This window comes from Kaistella antarctica (assembly GCF_900109615.1).
Classification (GTDB): Bacteria; Bacteroidota; Bacteroidia; order Flavobacteriales; family Weeksellaceae; genus Kaistella; species Kaistella antarctica.
On the sequence record NZ_FOIX01000004.1, the window covers coordinates 1 to 16,679 of the forward strand.

Sequence of the window (16,679 nt, forward strand, 5' to 3'; positions counted from 1 at the left end):
GGTGAAAAACAAAATTGCATATCAACAAGATTATCAGAAAAACTTAAAAATTTTAACCTAAATAATTTGCAAAATAACATAGAACATCAGGGCTACAATTTCAGGCTTTTTTACATTCGAAGACGGACTATTAATTAAAAAAAGCGGCTGCAAATTTTAAGGTGTATTCACCCTATTTTCCCTAAAGAGCTCAATAATTTTTGCCTGTCAGTTATTTAATGATAATTTTATATAGCCTAACAACACAAAACAGATGAATCATGATCTTCTTATTACTGAACGATCTGCTCCATTACTTACAAGCGAACATTCCAGAGAGAACCTTCGAGCTCAACTCTTTACCCGACCGCAACATCACTTATCAATGTGAACTTGATTGTATTCATATTACTTTGTTAAACGTTGCTGAAGATTCATCTTCTAGAATCCCGTATACTAGACCGCAACCTGGAGCTGTCACCTATAGACCAGAAAACCCTCCGGTGAATCTTAATTTAAACCTGATCATTTCTTGCTCCTTTAAGCAATATGGTGAAAGTCTGAAAGCGCTTTCGGAAGTGATTACAACTATAAACTCCAAACAAGTATTTATAACAGAAAAGTTCAAGTACACGGTTACGCTACAAAGTCTGACCATTGATCAAAATATTCAGCTGTGGAGCGCGTTTTCAGCGGGTATTTTGCCAAACGTGATATACAAAATACGTTCAGTTCCGACAGGTAATTAATCTCACTCAAACATATAATACTTAGATAATTAACTGCTACAACTTTATCTTAAAAACGAAAAAAAGCTATGCCTACTTTCAAAACTCCAGGCGTTTACGTTGAAGAAACTCCCTCACTTCCACCGAAAGTAATCGAAATAAATTCGTCGATTCCAGCACTTATTGGCTACACGCAGCGGACATCTTTTAATGAACAAGATTTACTTTACCAACCCACAAAAATAAAATCGATCTTGGAATTTGTCAGTATTTTCGGAAAGTCAGCACCATTCAACATTACAGGAGTTACCGCTAATCTTGCTGAAACCGACGCGAAGGCTAAAGTTGAAAATCAATATTTCCTCTATGATTCATTACAACTCTATTACCTCAATGGCGGCGTTCCCTGCTACATTGTTTCCATTGGCTCCTATTTTGAAACCCCAACTCTAATAGATTTTGAATCAGGTTTAAATGCACTTGATTATTTCGATGATCCCACTATTTATCTTTTTCCAGATGCGGTGAAATTGAATGCTGATGATCTTGGGAAACTTCAACAACTTTCGTTAAATAAATGTGCGAAGCTGGGCGACCGATTTAGTATTTTCGATTTCCATCGAAATACCAATTCTTCAGCTAATTTAAATTCTGCGGCGACCTTTAGAGAAAAAATTGGAATATCAAACCTGAGTTACGGTGCTGCCTATACTCCTTGGCTGAAAACGACTTTAGATAAAGATCTTACGGCAAATTCCATCGCGGGTATTTTTGAAACTATTAATGGTTTAGATGACATCATTCTCAATCAAAACATTAAAGGGAAAACGGTCAAATCTCATGTTAAAGAATATCAGGACTTATTAAGCGATATCAATAGTTTGCAAACAAATGTTGCAATCTCGGCGGTTTACCAGAAATTTCCAGATGAAGTTGCTGACTTCTCAACTGGTCCTTATGCAGATGGATCTAGAAATCCTTTTGAAAACGATGAAATTTTTAATTCTATTATCAAGTTCGTTCCGACCTCTTCCTATTTTCAAACTTTTTGGAAAGACGAGTTTTTATCAACGATCGCTACTTACAAAACCAATTATACAGGAAATCCGACTGAAAAGGAGAAATATCTGATTGCCTTATTAAATAGTCCATCGATGCGTCGCTTCAGGAATTTAGCAGAGTTTGTAAGCAATGACTTAAAATCAACTTTAGATTCTTTTGAAAAGGTGCTGTTTGATAACATTCCCTACTACGCCGCATTAATAAAAATATTAAAAAACAAAATAACCATTCTTCCACCCTCTGGACCTATTGCAGGAATTTATTGCAAAACCGATAAAGAAAAGGGAATTTGGAAAGCTCCAGCAAATATTTCCTTAAGCGCAGTTACTGGCGTCGCTCAACAATTTTCCACTACTGATTTAGACGCTTTAAATATCGATGCTGTCGCTGGCAAATCGATTAATGTCATCCGGCAAATTACGGGTCGTGGCACTATGGCAATGGGCGCCAGAACGCTGGCCGGAAATAATTCTGATTGGCGCTACATTCCAGTTCGAAGACTATTAATTTTCATTGAAGAAAATAGTAGAAGGTCTTTAGCATGGGTGGTTTTTGAACCTAATAATCAATTGCTTTGGTTAAAAGTAAAAAGCCAGTTGGAAAATTATTTGTTTGAACTTTGGAGAAGAGGAGCCTTATCCGGCTCAAAACCTGAGCAATCTTACCATGTCAATTGCGGCTTGAATTCTACAATGACTGCGCAAGATGTGTTGGACGGAAGACTTCGGATCGACATCAACTTGGCACCAATAAGACCAGCGGAGTTTATCGTGTTGAAAATTATTCAGCAATTGCAAAAGTCATAATTCACTCCTATAAAAATTAGTAATCATGGACCCTCAAAAGCACTTAGCAAAATCAAATTTCCGCGTAATTTGCGGAGAGAGCAGCATTGAATTCGCTGAAGTTTCTGGGCTTCAGGTCAAATTAAATAATTTTGACTTTAAAGTAAAAGCTGATCAAGATCTCAAGCCTGAAGATATTTCCAGCTTACAGAAATTTGTTACCCTCTCTTTGAAAAGAGGAGTAACCACCTCTGATAATGAATTTTTTAAATGGCTAAATACGAAAGCTCCTAATCAAGCAGAGAGTCGATTGATTGGTATCGCGATTTTAGACGACAGACACCGTACGGTGGGATACTATGAAATTTCAGGCATGTATCCTTCAAAAATAGATTACGTAACGCTTGATCCTGAAACTGATAAAATTGCCATTGAACGAGTTGAGCTTTCCGTTGCTAAATCGGATTCATAAATCGTTTCAAAAGATAGAGCCCAACAATGTATTATACCCAGGAACGGAAGCTGAAGGAATTATTAAAATTTGCTTAAAAACACTAAAATGCCAGAAAACAAATCTAAACCCAGCCTTTCAATTTTAAGAAATGATATTGAAATTTCTTCAAAACTCATTTATTCTGTGAGTGTTGAATTTGCGTTTTCAACCATCCCAAAAGCTACAATATTGATTAACGATCAAAATCTCGAACATCAGTTTTTCGGAGAATCTGAAAAAGAAGAATGGCAGATTGGCGAAAGAATCGATTTAAGGTTCGGGTACAATCAACAATTTGATTTGATTTTTTCTGGCGTCATTATAAAGCAAGGAATACGTTCGTCTGGAACCGAGCATTATAAATTATATCTCGAATTACGACACCGCTATTATCTCAGTTCACTTAAAAAATCTTCACGGGTTTTTAACGATAAAAGAGACAGCGAGGCGATCGAAGAAATTATGACTGATTATGGTTTTAAAAAAGAAATTGATGTTACGAACGGCTATCAGAGCCAACTCATCCAGTTCAATAGCACCGATTGGAACTTCATTAATCTGCGCGCACAAGCTAATAATAGATACGTCATTCCAAGAAATGATCTTTTTTTAGTGAAAAATATAAATAGTCTCTCGGCTGAAAAGGCGCAACTTGTTTTCGGACCTGACATTTTGAAATTGAATTTAGAAACAGACAGCAGATTTAGTTTTGAAACCTTCAGCACTATTACTTGGGATGTAAATAATCAAGAAGTCGCAGAATACGAATCGTCGAAAAATACGCCTTCCACAGCGGGAATAATCTCTTCGGTACAAATTGCTGAAAAAAGCAAACATGGAAAGGAAGATTTTTTAGGATTGGGTTCACTTTCAGAAATAGAAGCGACCAATTTATCCGACCTATATCATGGCAATGCAGAACTTTCGAAAATCAGAGGAATGATAAAATGCACAGGGAATAACGCAGTGGTAATTGGCGACTGGATTATATTAGAAGGTGTCGGAAAACAGTTTAGCGGAAAACTTTTGGTAAGTGGAATTATTCATGAACTTTCTGCCACTGAATGGTTTACTACTTATCAAATTGGAACCGATCCACAAGATTATGCAAATCAAAATGATGATAGTTTCAAAAAGCCCACCACAGAATTATTACCAGGAATTAATGGTTTACAAATTGGGATTGTTACAAAAATAACAAGTGATGATGAGAAAATTCTGGTTGAATTACCACATTTAAATCAGGGCGTAGGTTCTGTCTGGGCCCGATCTGCCAGAATGGAAGCCGGACATGAACGCGGCTGGATATTCCGACCCGAAATCGGCGATGAAGTGATTTTGGGTTTCATTAATGATGATCCACGCCAAGCCATTATTCTTGGCTCCCTGCATAGTGCAAAAAACGCGGCTCCAATTGTTGCTGAAGATGAAAACAATCTTAAAGGCTATATCAGCAAAGAAAATTTGAAGTTATTGTTTGATGATGAGCATAGAATTATCAGTATTTTAACGCCAACTGCCACGATTCAACTGGATGACAATGCCGGGAAAATCACCTTAAGAAATGAGGAAAATTTAGTAGAAATAAGCGCTGACGGAATTAAAATGGAAACTCAAAAAGATATTAAATTAAAAGCCGCCGGAAACATTGATCTTGAAGGGATCAATATCACCCTAATTGCCAATACCGAATTGACTGTGGAAGGAAAAAGAAGTACAAAAGTAACTTCTGCTGGAAGTACCGTAATCAAAGGAACTATCGTACAAATCAACTAAAACAAGATAAAAAATGCCAGATGCAGCACGAATAACAGACACAACGAGCCATGGTGGAACGATAATAGGACCAGGAATTCAGACTGTAATCATTGGCGGATTGCCTGCGGCCGTAATCGATTCTGTTCATGTTTGCGCCTTAAATCCACAACATGCGCCTGGACCATTCTTGTTGGGAAGTATGACAGTCTTGATCGGTGGAAAAATGGCTTTACGAGTTGGTGATATGGCAGCCTGCGGAGCAATAATTGTAAAAGGATGTCCCAATGTAATTATTGGGTAATGGAAACTTCAAATAATAATTTCCCAGTGCCTCTTCCAAATTGCGGAATCATTTTTCTTCATTTCTATTTTACGCAATTCTTTGAAGAGCAAGGATTACTATTAAATAAGGAATTCAAAAATTCAAATAGTAAAATCAAGGCAATTCAATTGCTGCTTTATTTAGCCACTTCTCAAGTTGATTTTAAAGATGATTTCGAATTGTCTTTTTTTAAAATACTGGTTGAAATCCCCAATGATGATTTAATCACCTTTCCAAAACCACTGACTGAAAGAGAAATAACGGATTGTAGAGTCGTGCTTCAAAGTCTGATAGAACATTGGTCTGTTTTAAAAAAAACAAGTATCGAAACGTTGCAGATTCAATTTCTTCAAAGAAAAGGCTTAGTGATGTTCGAAGATGAGTCAATAAAAGTTCACCTTGAACAAAGTGGCCTCGATATTCTGCTAACCTATTTTCCTTTCGATTATAGCCTCGTAAAGTTTGAATGGTTAAAGAAACTGTTAAGGACGAGCATATAAGTAATCTTTACAGCAAGTAACAAAACATCAAGTTTACTCCAAAACAAAAATCATGGAAGACCATTTTCAGCAAATCAGCGATAGTCAAAAAACATCCTGGAATAAATTTTCTCCTGGCTGGAAAAAGTGGCAGTCAAAATTATACGACCATATGCAACCTGCTGCGGATGGAATTATCAATCTGTTAAACCCCAGCGGTTCACAACTTATTTTAGACATTGCCGCTGGCACAGGCGAACCAGGTTTAAGCATTGCCAAAATGCTGACTGGAGGAAAAGTCATCCTTACCGATTTATCCCCGCAAATGCTAGATATTGCTAAGGAAAACGCCGCGAAAAAGGGGATCACAAATGTAGAATTCGAAGCCTGTGACGTGACTGAACTTCCTTTTGCTGACAATACGTTTGATGGTGTAAGTTGTCGCATGGGATTTATGTTTTTTCCAGACATGATTTTAGCAGCAAAAGAAATACGCCGCGTTTTAAAGCCAGGTGGAAAACTGGCAACTTCCGTTTGGGGCACTCCTGAACAGAATTTTTGGGGCACCGCGATTGGCGATGCGATCATCCGAAATATGAACTTACCCAATCCCAAACCAGATTCCCCCGGAATTTTTAGATGTGGCGAAAGTGGTCTGATGACGAATATTCTAGAGCAAGCAGGTTTCAAAAATATTACTGAACGAGAAGTAACCTGTGAACTCAACTGCGGAACCGCTGAAATTTACTGGGAAATAATGACCGAAATCGCCGCGCCAATTGTGACCGGACTTCACAATGCTGATAGAGCGATGAAAGAAAAAATTAAAAAAGAAGTCTGTGGAATAATCCGGGAAAAGTATTCTGAGGGAGAGGTAATTATTTCTGGAACAGCATTTTTAATTTATGGTAAAAAATAATGCAAGGATTTTTTACGTGCGAAAAACTTAATAATTATTGCTATTTTTAATTTTCACCTGCTTTCGGTAACGTATTGTGCTGCTTTACCGGACAAAACTGATCAGCTTTTTTAATGCCACTGACACACCCACATTAATTTAAAGCATCAATAAAAATTCTTAAATTAATCTTAATCTATAAAAACGATTACATCATATCCTTAATTTTCTCATTAAAAAATCATACAGTAAATAAAGTAGATAACTGAGAATAAAAAGCAGGAATAGATATAAGAATGTCCGTTCAAATTTTAAGGCAGGATCAACCATAAATAAAGGATTTGCCCGAAATGGACCATTGACCACAAACAAAATCATAGAGATCTTACCCATAAATAAGAAAGTTCTTCTAAAATAATCATTTGAATATTCTTTTATTTTCGTAATCAAAATCAACAACAAAACAGTCATCGACAGAAAACTTAGCGGAAAGAGCCACTCAGTTAATTGCGATCCAATAAAAACAATCAGTGCTAGAATGATAGCTGCTGGATGAAACGATTTTAATTTAAAATGCGCCATTGAAATTCCCAAAATTAGCTCTGGTAAATGTCCAATAATATTACTAAAAACTTGAAGGCTAAATGACTTATTCTGAATAGTAAATTCCAAGCCATCAACTGTAAAATAAAGAATGTAAATAATTGAGAAAGAGATTAGAAGAGGAATATAAGATTTATGTAAATTAAATTTGATGACAAACCGGTAAAGAAAAGGGAATAGAATATAGAACTGTATAATCGCCGCAAAAAACCAAAACGGACCGCTTAAAATTAGAATATTGGTAAAGCTATTTAAAGTCGACGCTAATATTAAAGAACGAATAAGAGAACCCAAAAAATCTGGCGCATTGCCGAGTTTCAGATAATAGAGTAAGCAGAATAGAATACCAAAAGCGAAAAGAAAATAAACTTTTTTCAACCTCTTTACCACAAATTTTAAATCAGACCCAATCCATTTCTTATATTGAATTGTTAAACCGTAAGCCGAAAAAAAGAAGAATAGTTGCACTCCATAATGACCTAAAAATGAAAACACCCCACCAACAATTCCCATTGCGGTTCCGCTACTAACCTTATCTAAAAACTGAAAGACGCTCGTCGAACTAAATGAAAATTCATTCTCAATGCTGTAGCCTGGTAGAAAATGCAGATAATTATGAAGAATAATCATCATAATCGCAATCCCTTTAAAAAAAAGGGTATCACTTTTTGAAAATAGATCAGAGGACGTGTTAAACTTTTTATTTTTATAAATCATCAGATTTTGTAAAAATCGATTAAGACAAATTATATTCAAACTTAGTCGATTGATCAAAAATAACAATAAAGATGTTTAAAACAATAGGCATATTGCGGGACCTTAGTTAAAAACTTTTCATCTGTACTTTTCACTAAAAATATAGATGCTCCGTCACTTTGAATATAAATTTGAATTTTTAAAAAATACTTTCAACGACAAGCGCAACCTTACAAATTTTATTATCTTTAGTGCAAATAAGTCCACGACGCCAATGTGTCGGCAAAAGGACCGCTCCTATCAAAAATTTATGCATCTATTTTATTACATTTTTTCCTCTTTTTGTATTCTAGCCAGTCTTCTTCCCTTAATTCCGAATCAGCATTGGATTTTTAGAATTTGGGAGTTTGCCAGAATTCAAGTAGTCATCTTCCAAGTGGCAATTTTGGCTTTGGGATTAATATTCTTCGAACCGAAGACGTTTATTTTCTGGGCCATAGTTGTGATAAGTATAGCATTCATAACCAATCATGTCATCATTTTAATTCCTTATACTTTTATTTATAAAAGGAAACCGGCGAAAAATGTATCTACAGATTCAGACCCAATTTCTATTATTTCGGTCAATGTGTATCAGTTTAATAATGATTATCAAAAGCTCATCGATCTCGTAAATGAAGTCAAGCCCGATATTCTACTGACCATGGAATCGAATCAAGACTGGGAAAATGCTTTAAAGGTTATTGAAAAAGATTATCCGAACTTTAAAAAAGTGGCCCTCGAAAATACGTATGGAATTCATTTTTACACCAACTTAGAGGTCGAAAATATTAAAGTCAATTATTTCATTGCCGATGATTTACCCAGCATTCAAGCCTCTTTATTAACCGAGAATGGACAACCCTTCACCTTTTTCGGCGTTCATCCGCCACCGCCAAGTCCGACCGAAGAAGATACCTCCAAGGAAAGAGATGCCGAATTATTAGCCGTGGCAAAAAAAGTAAGAGAAATAGAAAATCCCGTGATCGTGGTCGGCGATTTCAACAATGTCGCCTGGGCACGCTCTTCCATTTTGTTCAGGAAAACCTCGGAATTAATTGATCCCAGAATCGGGCGCGGATTTGTCGCCACCTTTCACGCAAACTACCGTCTGCTGAGGTTTCCCATAGATTTATTTTTCCACTCTACGGAAATATTTGTCGACGATTTTAAAACCTTGCGCAATATCGGCAGTGATCATTTGCCGCTCTATTGTAGTTTTTTCATTAATAAAAATGAAGATTTGCAAGAGGATGAAATCGAAACCCTGCACGAAGATGAGCTGGAAGAAGTAGACGAATTAATCGAGGAAGGAATTGAAGAAGATGGTAATCGCCCAACCGTCGCGACGGAATAAATGATTTTTATTACACCGAAAAAACTATTTGTTTTTAGAAGCATCAAAATTATAACTTCTTAAAAACCCGTCCCGCTGTCCACTATATCCGCTCACTGCTATCGCAGATTCGCGGGATACCGTTGCCATCGCGGCTAGAAGATCAGGCAGTTTCTATCTTCACCGAAAAAATAAGTAGCTTTTATAAAACCATCCTATTATCAATATATTTGTAAAAATTTAGCCTATGCAATTGGTAAAAGTCGGACTTTGCGCCTTTGGAATGAGTGGAAAAGTTTTTCACGCGCCGTTTTTAAAAGAACATCCGGGATTTTTCATGACTGCCGTGGTAGAAAGAACTAAACAAGAATCCAAATCAAAATATCCTGTAAGCACAATTTACAAATCAGTTGCAGAAATGGTGCAGAACGCAGATATTGATTTAGTTATCGTCAACACACCCGTTCAAACCCATTTTGAATATGTGAAAATGGCTTTGGAAGCCGGAAAAAATGTAATCGTTGAAAAACCTTTTACCGTAGATGTTTCCGAAGCTGAAACTTTAGTTAAGTTAGCCAAAGAGAAAAATCTGTTTCTGAGTGTTTATCAAAACCGGAGATTCGATCGAGATTATCTTCAAGTCCAAAACATGATAGCCGACGGAAAACTCGGAACTTTAAAAGAAGTTGAAATCCGTTTCGACCGATTCCGAACCGAACCCAGCACAAAAGAACATAAAGAAAACCCACAACTAAAAGGTTCTGGCGCGCTACATGATTTGGGTTCCCATCTCATTGATCAAGCCACTCAACTTTTTGGCTTTCCAGAAAAACTTTTTGCAGATGTTTTTTCAATGAAAGGTTCAGCCTTCGCCAATGATTATTTTGAAATTCTGCTTTTTTATAAAAATGATTTGCGTGTCCGGCTGAAATCCTCTGTCTTCAGCAAAGAAGCCCGTTACGCTTATATTCTTCACGGCGACAACGGAAGTTTATTACAGGAAAGATCGGATAATCAAGAAAATGAATTAGTCGGCGGAGCAATCCCAACTTTTAACGAAGACTGGACAAAACCTCGAACCGAACCGGATGGAATTTTAAACTATCTCACCGAGAATTCCGAAACCGAACGAACACTCACTTCCAGCCAGCCGGGAAATTACATGAATTACTATCAGGAGATTTACGAACATATCGTTTTCAGATCAGCTTTACCTTCTACTGGTTCCGAAATTATTAAAAATATGAAAATAATTGAAGCCGCTTTGGAAAGTTCGCGGCAAGGGAAAGTTGTTGAGTTGAAAGATTATTAAATTTTGCTGAGAAGATTATCCACATTTTTAAACCACCTCCACTTTTTCCTGATTTTCCAAACCCCATTTTCAAATAGCCATCATTACTTCTTTCTATATTTCAGACCACCCCTTTGGAACAATATTTCTATACCTTGCTGTCACAAATTAGGAGATAGAAGATGACGAATAAAGAATTAAATTTTGGAAAAGGATTTACTTTTCAAAAACATACTCCCGAAGAAATTTCCCATTTCGATCGGGTTTTTGATGTTTTCAAAGATTTACTGACCCACACTTCCGGCGATATTGAAGAAGCCTTCGAATGGTTGGAAATGCTGGATAAAGAATACAATATTTTTACAGATGAATATACGCTTGAAAATTTTGAAGAAGATTTAAAAAAGCGCGGTTACATCAAAGAAGATCCAGATCAAAAAGATGGAAACACTGGAACTGGAAAAGGCAAAAACTTACTTACCGCCAAACTCGAAGCAGCTTTGCGCGAATTTGCCTTAGACCAAATCTTTGGAAAACTAAAGAAAAGCGGCATCGGAAATCACAACACCAAAAAAGTTGGCGTTGGTGACGAGCGCGATGGCGAGAACCGTTCCTTTCAATATGGCGACGATTTATCCACGGTAAATATGACGGAAAGTTTGAAAAACGCCCAGATTAACAACGGAATTTCAGACTTACGTTTAACCGAAGATGACCTCATCGTCGAGGAAACCAAACACAAAGCACAGATGAGCACGGTCTTGATGATCGACATCAGCCACTCCATGATTCTCTATGGTGAAGACCGAATCACGCCGGCGAAAAAAGTTGCCATGGCTTTGGTGGAACTAATTAAAAGAAAATATCCCAAAGATTCCATCGACATTATTGTTTTTGGAAATGAAGCCTGGCCGATCAAAATTAAAGACCTTCCCTATCTGCAAGTCGGACCGTATCACACCAACACCGTTGCCGGACTTGAACTCGCTATGGATATTTTGCGCAGAAAGCGAAATACCAACAAGCAGATTTTTATGATCACCGACGGAAAACCAAGTTGCATCAAATTGCCATCTGGGGAATTTTACATGAACAGCAATGGTCTCGATGAAATCATCGTTTCCCAATGTCTGACCAAAGCCGCTCAAGCCCGAAAACTGAAAATTCCAATCACCACTTTTATGATTGCCCAAGATCCTTACCTTCGAAAATTTGTGGAAGTTTTCACCGCCCAAAATCAAGGAAAAGCTTTCTTGACTGGACTCTCTGGATTAGGCGAAATGATTTTTGAAGATTACGAAAAAAATCGAATTAAAAGAATTTAAAAGACAATAGATAATAGACCGATAGATAACAGACCTGCAAATAGAAGCGATAGAGACTCCTAAAACCCTTGCGTTCATTGCGTTTTTCACTTTGCGTCTTTGCGAGAAAAAAATAGAAATAAATCATAACATTTACATGAAAAAAGATATCACCTTTAAAGAATTAAAAGATTCCGGGTATACCCACAAAACAATTAACCAGGAAATTCAGGCCAACTTAATTGCCAGAATAAAAGCTAAAGAACCCGTCTTCGAAGGACTTTGGGGTTACGAAGACACCGTAGTGCCACAATTGAAAAAAGCAATTTTAGCTGGACATCACATCAACCTTTTAGGTTTACGTGGACAAGCGAAAACCAAAATTGCCAGGAGTATGGTAAGTTTGCTCGACGAATACATGCCGATAGTCAAAGGATCTGAAATTAATGACAGTCCCTTTCAGCCGATTTCAAAGCATGCCCGAGATTTAATCGATGAGCACGGCGACGAAACCATGATTTCCTGGATTCATCGCTCCAACCGTTTTTATGAAAAACTGGCGACGCCGGATGTGAATGTAGCCGACTTGATCGGTGACATCGATCCCATTAAAGCGGCGACTTTAAAATTACCGTACTCCGACGAACGCGTTTTGCATTACGGCATGATCCCACGTGCGAACCGTTGTATTTTTGTCTTGAATGAATTGCCCGATTTACAGGCAAGAATTCAGGTTTCCTTGTTTAATATCTTGCAGGAAGGCGACATTCAAATCCGTGGGTTTCAATTGAGAATGCCGTTGGACATTCAGTTTGTCTTTACGGCAAATCCAGAAGATTACACCAACAGAGGAAGTATTGTGACGCCTTTAAAAGACAGGATCGGCTCTCAGATTTTCACGCATTATCCTAAAACGATTGAGCTGGCGAAACAGATTACGGCGCAGGAAGCTAAAGTTTCAACTGATGATTTAGCCCAAATCACTATTCCAGATTTGGCAAAAGATCTATTAGAAGAAGTCGCTTTTGCCGCACGGGACAGTGAATACGTTGATGCGAAAAGTGGAGTCAGTGCGAGATTGACCATCAGTGCCATGGAAAACTTAATTGCCGCCGCCAAGTTGCGTTTGATTGAATCAGCTGCCAAACAAACGACGGTTCGTTTGTTAGATTTCATGTCCATCATTCCATCCATTACCGGAAAGATCGAACTGGTTTATGAAGGTGAACAGGAAGGTGCCGATCACGTTGCAAAAATATTGATCGATCAAGCCGTGATGACGCAGTTCGAACTGATTTTCCCACGCGTACCGAAACTGGAGAAAGAAGGAATCAACACGCCTTACACCGACGTTATTAAATGGTTTAATAAAAACTCACTCGAATTAAATTACGACGATACCGACGAACAATTCTACACCAAACTCAACAGCATCACGCCGATTGCGGAGGTGGTAGAAGAATACGCCGAACATTTGAGCGATGAAGATAAAGACTTTTGCAAAGAACTTATTTTATGGGCGCTGACCATTAATAAAAAACTCGATAAGTCAGAAAATGAATCTGCTTATATCTTCGACTCTGCTGGAATCGGAAAATATTACAGCAACTAAATAACTTTGCTGAATTAATTTCAGATTCACCAAGTAATAGAAATAAAAATCATCAATTTTCCTTAAAAAGAAAAACTTTGATTCAAAATAATTCCGACCAGTTTCGCTGGTCGGATTTTCTTTATCCTAAATAAAACTTACTCAGTTGCCCCAGCTTTAAGCAGTAAATCCGCAATTTTTGTCAGCGATTTATTTTTTGCATGTCACACCGGAGAAACGCCCTCACGGTCAGGAATATTGACATCAGCGCCCGCCTCGACCAACGTCTTGATAATTTTATGTTGCGTTTCATTGACGTCACTCAAGATAACCGCCTCCATCAGCGCCGTCCAGCCCAGATTGTTAACATGATCAATGGGAAAACCTGGCGTTTTACACAGAATTTCTACCACTTCCAAATGACCTTTCTCAGCCGCCGGTATAAGTGCCGTTCCGCCGTAACGATTGAATATTTTGAAATCGGCACCGTGGCTTAGACAAGAATTTAAAAGCGGAACATTTCCATTCGCGCCGGCAAATAAAAACGGACTGTTGAGCATATCATCCTGCGCATTTACATTTGATCCGGCAGAAATTAACAAGTTGGCAATTTCATTATCAACTTGGTAAGCCGCCACCATCAACGCGGTGCGCCCTTTTTTGTCCTTCAATTCCAGGTTGGGGTTGGTCCTCAAAATTTCAGTTACGAGGTTGACATCTCTTTTCTCAACCGCTTCTAATAAAGTAAATTTCGCACGCTCGGAGGGACTGTTCATCACGGTATTTTGTTTTTTATTGCCACAACTTTGTACCAGCAAACCGCCAATGAAAAAGAAGTAAATTATTTTAAAAAGCTTACACATTCTGGTAAGATAAAGTTCAAATCTTGAAATTACAAATTTACCGTGCGTATTTTTTTTATTTGGGCGCCTATTTCCATCCTCCACTCCCACTTTTTTTATTTTCGCCGAAGCTTTCCCCACGCAAAAAATAAAAAAGAGTTCCGTTCAGGCTGGGGCGTGGGGTTTCGCTACCAAAAAAAGTCAGCCCAAAATTAAATTCTAAAACCTGAGGATCGCTCAAAAATTATTCTTGCAAAAATCGGCCAGACTCTAATGCTAACCATATATTATGTTAATCTGATGTTAAACTGGTATTTTATCTGCGCTACTCTCTTCGTATAGTTTACCTTTAAATACCGATAAAAAATCGACAAACAAACAATTAAAAAATAGACTAAAATGGAAATCTTAATCAATACCGATCACAATATTTCAGGGAGCGCCGAAATGAGATCATACCTCACCGCAGATTTAGAAAGTTCTTTCGAAAGATTCAGCGAACACCTCACCCGACTTGAAGTAAAGTTGAGCGACGAAAACGCTGGCAAAGAAGGTGACAATGACAAAAAATGTGTCCTAGAAGCCCGCCTCAAAGGCATGCAACCCGTAGTCGTAACCGGCCAGGGCAACTCCATCGACCAATCGGTTACCGATGCCACCAACAAATTGAAAACCTCCCTGGATTCGATGATGGGCAGATTGAGAAGTTATTAATAGTAGTTTTTATATAATTGATATTGAAGACGCTCTTTTGGGGCGTCTTTTTCCTCATTCAATATTCTTATTTTTTTTGTTCCTTTACCCTGCATTAATTAAAATAAGGAGATTTTTATTTATTTCATCGCGCATATATTATCTGTAGTAAATTTAGTTGTTGAAAACAGATGCAAAAAGGCTCTTTTAAAAGTTGACTGTGATAAAATCATAATAAGAATCAGACAAACTAGTAAGTAAATGAAAATATCAAAACAATTATGTGGTGTAGCAGGTGAATATTATGTTGCAGCTGAAATTTCTCGGCGTGGATTTTTAGCTGCAATAACTTTAAGAAATTCGGATGGAGTGGATATTTTAGTAAGTAATATTGCAGGAAATAATATATTTTCCATTCAAGTAAAAACCACTCAAAATAAACGAAAATGGATATTTAATAAGAAAATAGAGAATGAGAAATCAGAACACAAATATTTCGTATTTGTAAATATTCCTGAAAATTTAGATTTCCAGCCTGAGTATTATATTATCAAATCCACTATTTTATCTACAAATATTTATAATGGTCATAGAATGTGGTTAAAACAGACTGGTAAGAACGGTCTGATTAGGAATGATTCAGATGCGAGACAGTTTGATCCCAAGTATTATGAAAAAGAAGATCTCTTAACCTGGAATTCATTAATCGAAATAATATCACAAGACGAAAATAAATAAAGTATACCTATATCGAGAATAAAAAATTATCTTAAAAGTTTGAACGTAGATTTAAAAAAAATCTTTTTAAACTTGATTCAGAAAAATTTTGTAATAAATATCTTTTAGAACCTAACAGTGTTTTTACCTAAAATAACTCAAGACTAATATGACACCAGAATATAGAATTGATACTGAAAAAAGAATAATTCATTACTTCAAATCATATAATGATAGCGAAGCTATCACAAACATCAAGTGCGAGAAAACCTTTTCAGATTTAGATTACGATGTAAATGTTTGGAATATCAAAACAATCAAGGAAGCTTTTTGGGTAGTTGAAGGCAAAGATATTCCTATGAATATATATACTCAAAATGCATTTTATTTTTCAGCAGATGAAGCTTACTCTTTTCACATAGGTATAATTGAAAGATTATCTAAAAGCCACCAAAATAACTTTAAGCACATAATTGACGAATTACCTTTAGATATTGAACGAATTAAATCCATTAATAGAAAACTAAATTTAGCCTCTGAAAAATTATCGCTTGATTTAGAGCCCGAAGAATTTCAAGCTGTCGGATTAATTTGTAGAGAAAGTTTGGTCGAACTATCTAAGGAACTATGTAAAAGAAATGAAGAATTAATTAAAGAAAAAGATTTTAAGGCTTCTGATTTTAAAAATGTTGCTTCCACATTCATAGATTTATATATAGATGGCTCAAAAAATTCTGCTTTGAGAAGTCATTCAAAAAAAATAGTAGACATTGCTTGGAGTTATTGTTCTACTATTGTACACTCACAAAATAAATCTTATCCTGATGTGAAGATTGCCTTATTATTCACCTCAATGGCAGTTAGTTTATTAGAAAATCTATTTTTAAAATATATAGGATTTGATAATGAAGCTATTTGTAGCGTCTGTGGAAGTAAAAAAATCATCATCGTCCAAAAAACAGAAGACATATTTATAAAATCATGCGAATCATGTAAAAACGAAGAGGCAGTTGAACAAATTGAAGAATAACCACTCCATTAGTTTATAATTTGCAGAATTACT

General features: G+C 36.7%; 16 protein-coding genes. 14 read left to right on the forward strand and 2 right to left on the reverse strand.

Annotated features, from left to right (window positions below):
• Nucleotides 1-260: 260 nt before the first annotated feature.
• The 7 genes from BMX49_RS11660 to BMX49_RS11690 all read left to right on the forward strand — a co-directional run bounded on the left by BMX49_RS11660 (nt 261) and on the right by BMX49_RS11690 (nt 6,525).
• On the forward strand, nt 261-728 hold the full coding sequence (locus BMX49_RS11660; protein ID WP_034719893.1) for a Pvc16 family protein: 468 nt from the start codon (nt 261-263) through the stop codon (nt 726-728).
• Between the two features lie 68 nt (nt 729-796).
• Complete coding sequence (locus BMX49_RS11665) at nt 797-2,575, forward strand: phage tail sheath family protein (protein WP_051803773.1); 1,779 nt, start codon at nt 797-799, stop codon at nt 2,573-2,575.
• 25 nt (nt 2,576-2,600) lie between these two features.
• A complete protein-coding gene (locus tag BMX49_RS11670) occupies nt 2,601-3,026 on the forward strand; it encodes a phage tail protein (RefSeq protein ID WP_034719891.1) in 426 nt (141 codons plus the stop codon).
• Nucleotides 3,027-3,113: 87 nt separating this feature from the next.
• On the forward strand, nt 3,114-4,823 hold the full coding sequence (vgrG, locus tag BMX49_RS11675; protein WP_034719890.1) for a type VI secretion system tip protein VgrG: 1,710 nt from the start codon (nt 3,114-3,116) through the stop codon (nt 4,821-4,823).
• A 13-nt stretch (nt 4,824-4,836) separates the two neighbouring features.
• The gene (locus BMX49_RS11680) at nt 4,837-5,106 is read left to right on the forward strand and encodes a PAAR domain-containing contractile injection system baseplate protein (RefSeq protein WP_034719888.1); all 270 of its coding nucleotides are present in this window, start codon (nt 4,837-4,839) and stop codon (nt 5,104-5,106) included.
• On the forward strand, nt 5,106-5,627 hold the full coding sequence (locus BMX49_RS11685) for a contractile injection system tape measure protein (protein ID WP_034719887.1): 522 nt from the start codon (nt 5,106-5,108) through the stop codon (nt 5,625-5,627). Before BMX49_RS11680 ends, BMX49_RS11685 begins: the two co-directional genes overlap by 1 nt.
• Before the next feature lie 52 nt (nt 5,628-5,679).
• Nucleotides 5,680-6,525, forward strand: a complete 846-nt coding sequence (locus BMX49_RS11690) for a class I SAM-dependent methyltransferase (protein ID WP_034719884.1) — start codon at nt 5,680-5,682, stop codon at nt 6,523-6,525.
• A 192-nt stretch (nt 6,526-6,717) separates the two neighbouring features.
• Here the strand turns inward: BMX49_RS11690 and BMX49_RS11695 are convergent, their stop codons facing one another.
• A complete protein-coding gene (locus BMX49_RS11695) occupies nt 6,718-7,824 on the reverse strand; it encodes an acyltransferase family protein (RefSeq protein WP_034719883.1) in 1,107 nt (368 codons plus the stop codon).
• 289 nt (nt 7,825-8,113) lie between these two features.
• Here BMX49_RS11695 and BMX49_RS11700 point away from each other — a divergent pair, with 289 nt between their 5' ends.
• From BMX49_RS11700 to BMX49_RS11715, 4 genes are all read left to right on the forward strand, one after another.
• Entirely contained in the window at nt 8,114-9,199 is a 1,086-nt protein-coding gene (locus tag BMX49_RS11700; RefSeq protein ID WP_034721385.1) for an endonuclease/exonuclease/phosphatase family protein, read from the forward strand.
• 226 nt (nt 9,200-9,425) lie between these two features.
• On the forward strand, nt 9,426-10,490 hold the full coding sequence (locus BMX49_RS11705) for a Gfo/Idh/MocA family oxidoreductase (protein ID WP_034719881.1): 1,065 nt from the start codon (nt 9,426-9,428) through the stop codon (nt 10,488-10,490).
• 161 nt (nt 10,491-10,651) lie between these two features.
• Nucleotides 10,652-11,794 (forward strand): vWA domain-containing protein, encoded by a 1,143-nt coding sequence (locus tag BMX49_RS11710; RefSeq protein WP_034719878.1) that lies wholly within the window; start codon nt 10,652-10,654, stop codon nt 11,792-11,794.
• A 136-nt stretch (nt 11,795-11,930) separates the two neighbouring features.
• The gene (locus BMX49_RS11715; RefSeq protein WP_051803772.1) at nt 11,931-13,385 is read left to right on the forward strand and encodes a sigma 54-interacting transcriptional regulator; all 1,455 of its coding nucleotides are present in this window, start codon (nt 11,931-11,933) and stop codon (nt 13,383-13,385) included.
• 203 nt (nt 13,386-13,588) lie between these two features.
• Here BMX49_RS11715 and BMX49_RS11720 read toward each other — a convergent pair whose 3' ends face one another.
• Nucleotides 13,589-14,227 (reverse strand): ankyrin repeat domain-containing protein, encoded by a 639-nt coding sequence (locus BMX49_RS11720; RefSeq protein WP_051803770.1) that lies wholly within the window; start codon nt 14,225-14,227, stop codon nt 13,589-13,591.
• Between the two features lie 378 nt (nt 14,228-14,605).
• Here BMX49_RS11720 and BMX49_RS11725 point away from each other — a divergent pair, with 378 nt between their 5' ends.
• The 3 genes from BMX49_RS11725 to BMX49_RS11735 all read left to right on the forward strand — a co-directional run bounded on the left by BMX49_RS11725 (nt 14,606) and on the right by BMX49_RS11735 (nt 16,646).
• Complete coding sequence (locus BMX49_RS11725) at nt 14,606-14,920, forward strand: HPF/RaiA family ribosome-associated protein (protein WP_034719876.1); 315 nt, start codon at nt 14,606-14,608, stop codon at nt 14,918-14,920.
• 240 nt (nt 14,921-15,160) lie between these two features.
• Entirely contained in the window at nt 15,161-15,637 is a 477-nt protein-coding gene (locus BMX49_RS11730; protein ID WP_034719874.1) for a hypothetical protein, read from the forward strand.
• A gap of 148 nt (nt 15,638-15,785) precedes the next feature.
• Nucleotides 15,786-16,646: a hypothetical protein gene (locus BMX49_RS11735; RefSeq protein WP_034719872.1), complete on the forward strand. Its 861-nt coding sequence runs from the start codon at nt 15,786-15,788 to the stop codon at nt 16,644-16,646.
• The last annotated feature ends 33 nt before the right edge of the window (nt 16,647-16,679 follow it).

What these genes read in the sequence shown, in the direction of transcription:
- BMX49_RS11660 (WP_034719893.1), top strand. Translation starts at nt 261, where the DNA reads ATGATCTTCTTATTACTGAACGATCTGCTCCATTACTTACAAGCGAAC.
- BMX49_RS11665 (WP_051803773.1), top strand. Translation starts at nt 797, where the DNA reads ATGCCTACTTTCAAAACTCCAGGCGTTTACGTTGAAGAAACTCCCTCA.
- BMX49_RS11670 (WP_034719891.1), top strand. Translation starts at nt 2,601, where the DNA reads ATGGACCCTCAAAAGCACTTAGCAAAATCAAATTTCCGCGTAATTTGC.
- vgrG (WP_034719890.1), top strand. Translation starts at nt 3,114, where the DNA reads ATGCCAGAAAACAAATCTAAACCCAGCCTTTCAATTTTAAGAAATGAT.
- BMX49_RS11680 (WP_034719888.1), top strand. Translation starts at nt 4,837, where the DNA reads ATGCCAGATGCAGCACGAATAACAGACACAACGAGCCATGGTGGAACG.
- BMX49_RS11685 (WP_034719887.1), top strand. Translation starts at nt 5,106, where the DNA reads ATGGAAACTTCAAATAATAATTTCCCAGTGCCTCTTCCAAATTGCGGA.
- BMX49_RS11690 (WP_034719884.1), top strand. Translation starts at nt 5,680, where the DNA reads ATGGAAGACCATTTTCAGCAAATCAGCGATAGTCAAAAAACATCCTGG.
- BMX49_RS11695 (WP_034719883.1), bottom strand. Translation starts at nt 7,824, where the DNA reads ATGATTTATAAAAATAAAAAGTTTAACACGTCCTCTGATCTATTTTCA.
- BMX49_RS11700 (WP_034721385.1), top strand. Translation starts at nt 8,114, where the DNA reads ATGCATCTATTTTATTACATTTTTTCCTCTTTTTGTATTCTAGCCAGT.
- BMX49_RS11705 (WP_034719881.1), top strand. Translation starts at nt 9,426, where the DNA reads ATGCAATTGGTAAAAGTCGGACTTTGCGCCTTTGGAATGAGTGGAAAA.
- BMX49_RS11710 (WP_034719878.1), top strand. Translation starts at nt 10,652, where the DNA reads ATGACGAATAAAGAATTAAATTTTGGAAAAGGATTTACTTTTCAAAAA.
- BMX49_RS11715 (WP_051803772.1), top strand. Translation starts at nt 11,931, where the DNA reads ATGAAAAAAGATATCACCTTTAAAGAATTAAAAGATTCCGGGTATACC.
- BMX49_RS11720 (WP_051803770.1), bottom strand. Translation starts at nt 14,227, where the DNA reads ATGTGTAAGCTTTTTAAAATAATTTACTTCTTTTTCATTGGCGGTTTG.
- BMX49_RS11725 (WP_034719876.1), top strand. Translation starts at nt 14,606, where the DNA reads ATGGAAATCTTAATCAATACCGATCACAATATTTCAGGGAGCGCCGAA.
- BMX49_RS11730 (WP_034719874.1), top strand. Translation starts at nt 15,161, where the DNA reads ATGAAAATATCAAAACAATTATGTGGTGTAGCAGGTGAATATTATGTT.
- BMX49_RS11735 (WP_034719872.1), top strand. Translation starts at nt 15,786, where the DNA reads ATGACACCAGAATATAGAATTGATACTGAAAAAAGAATAATTCATTAC.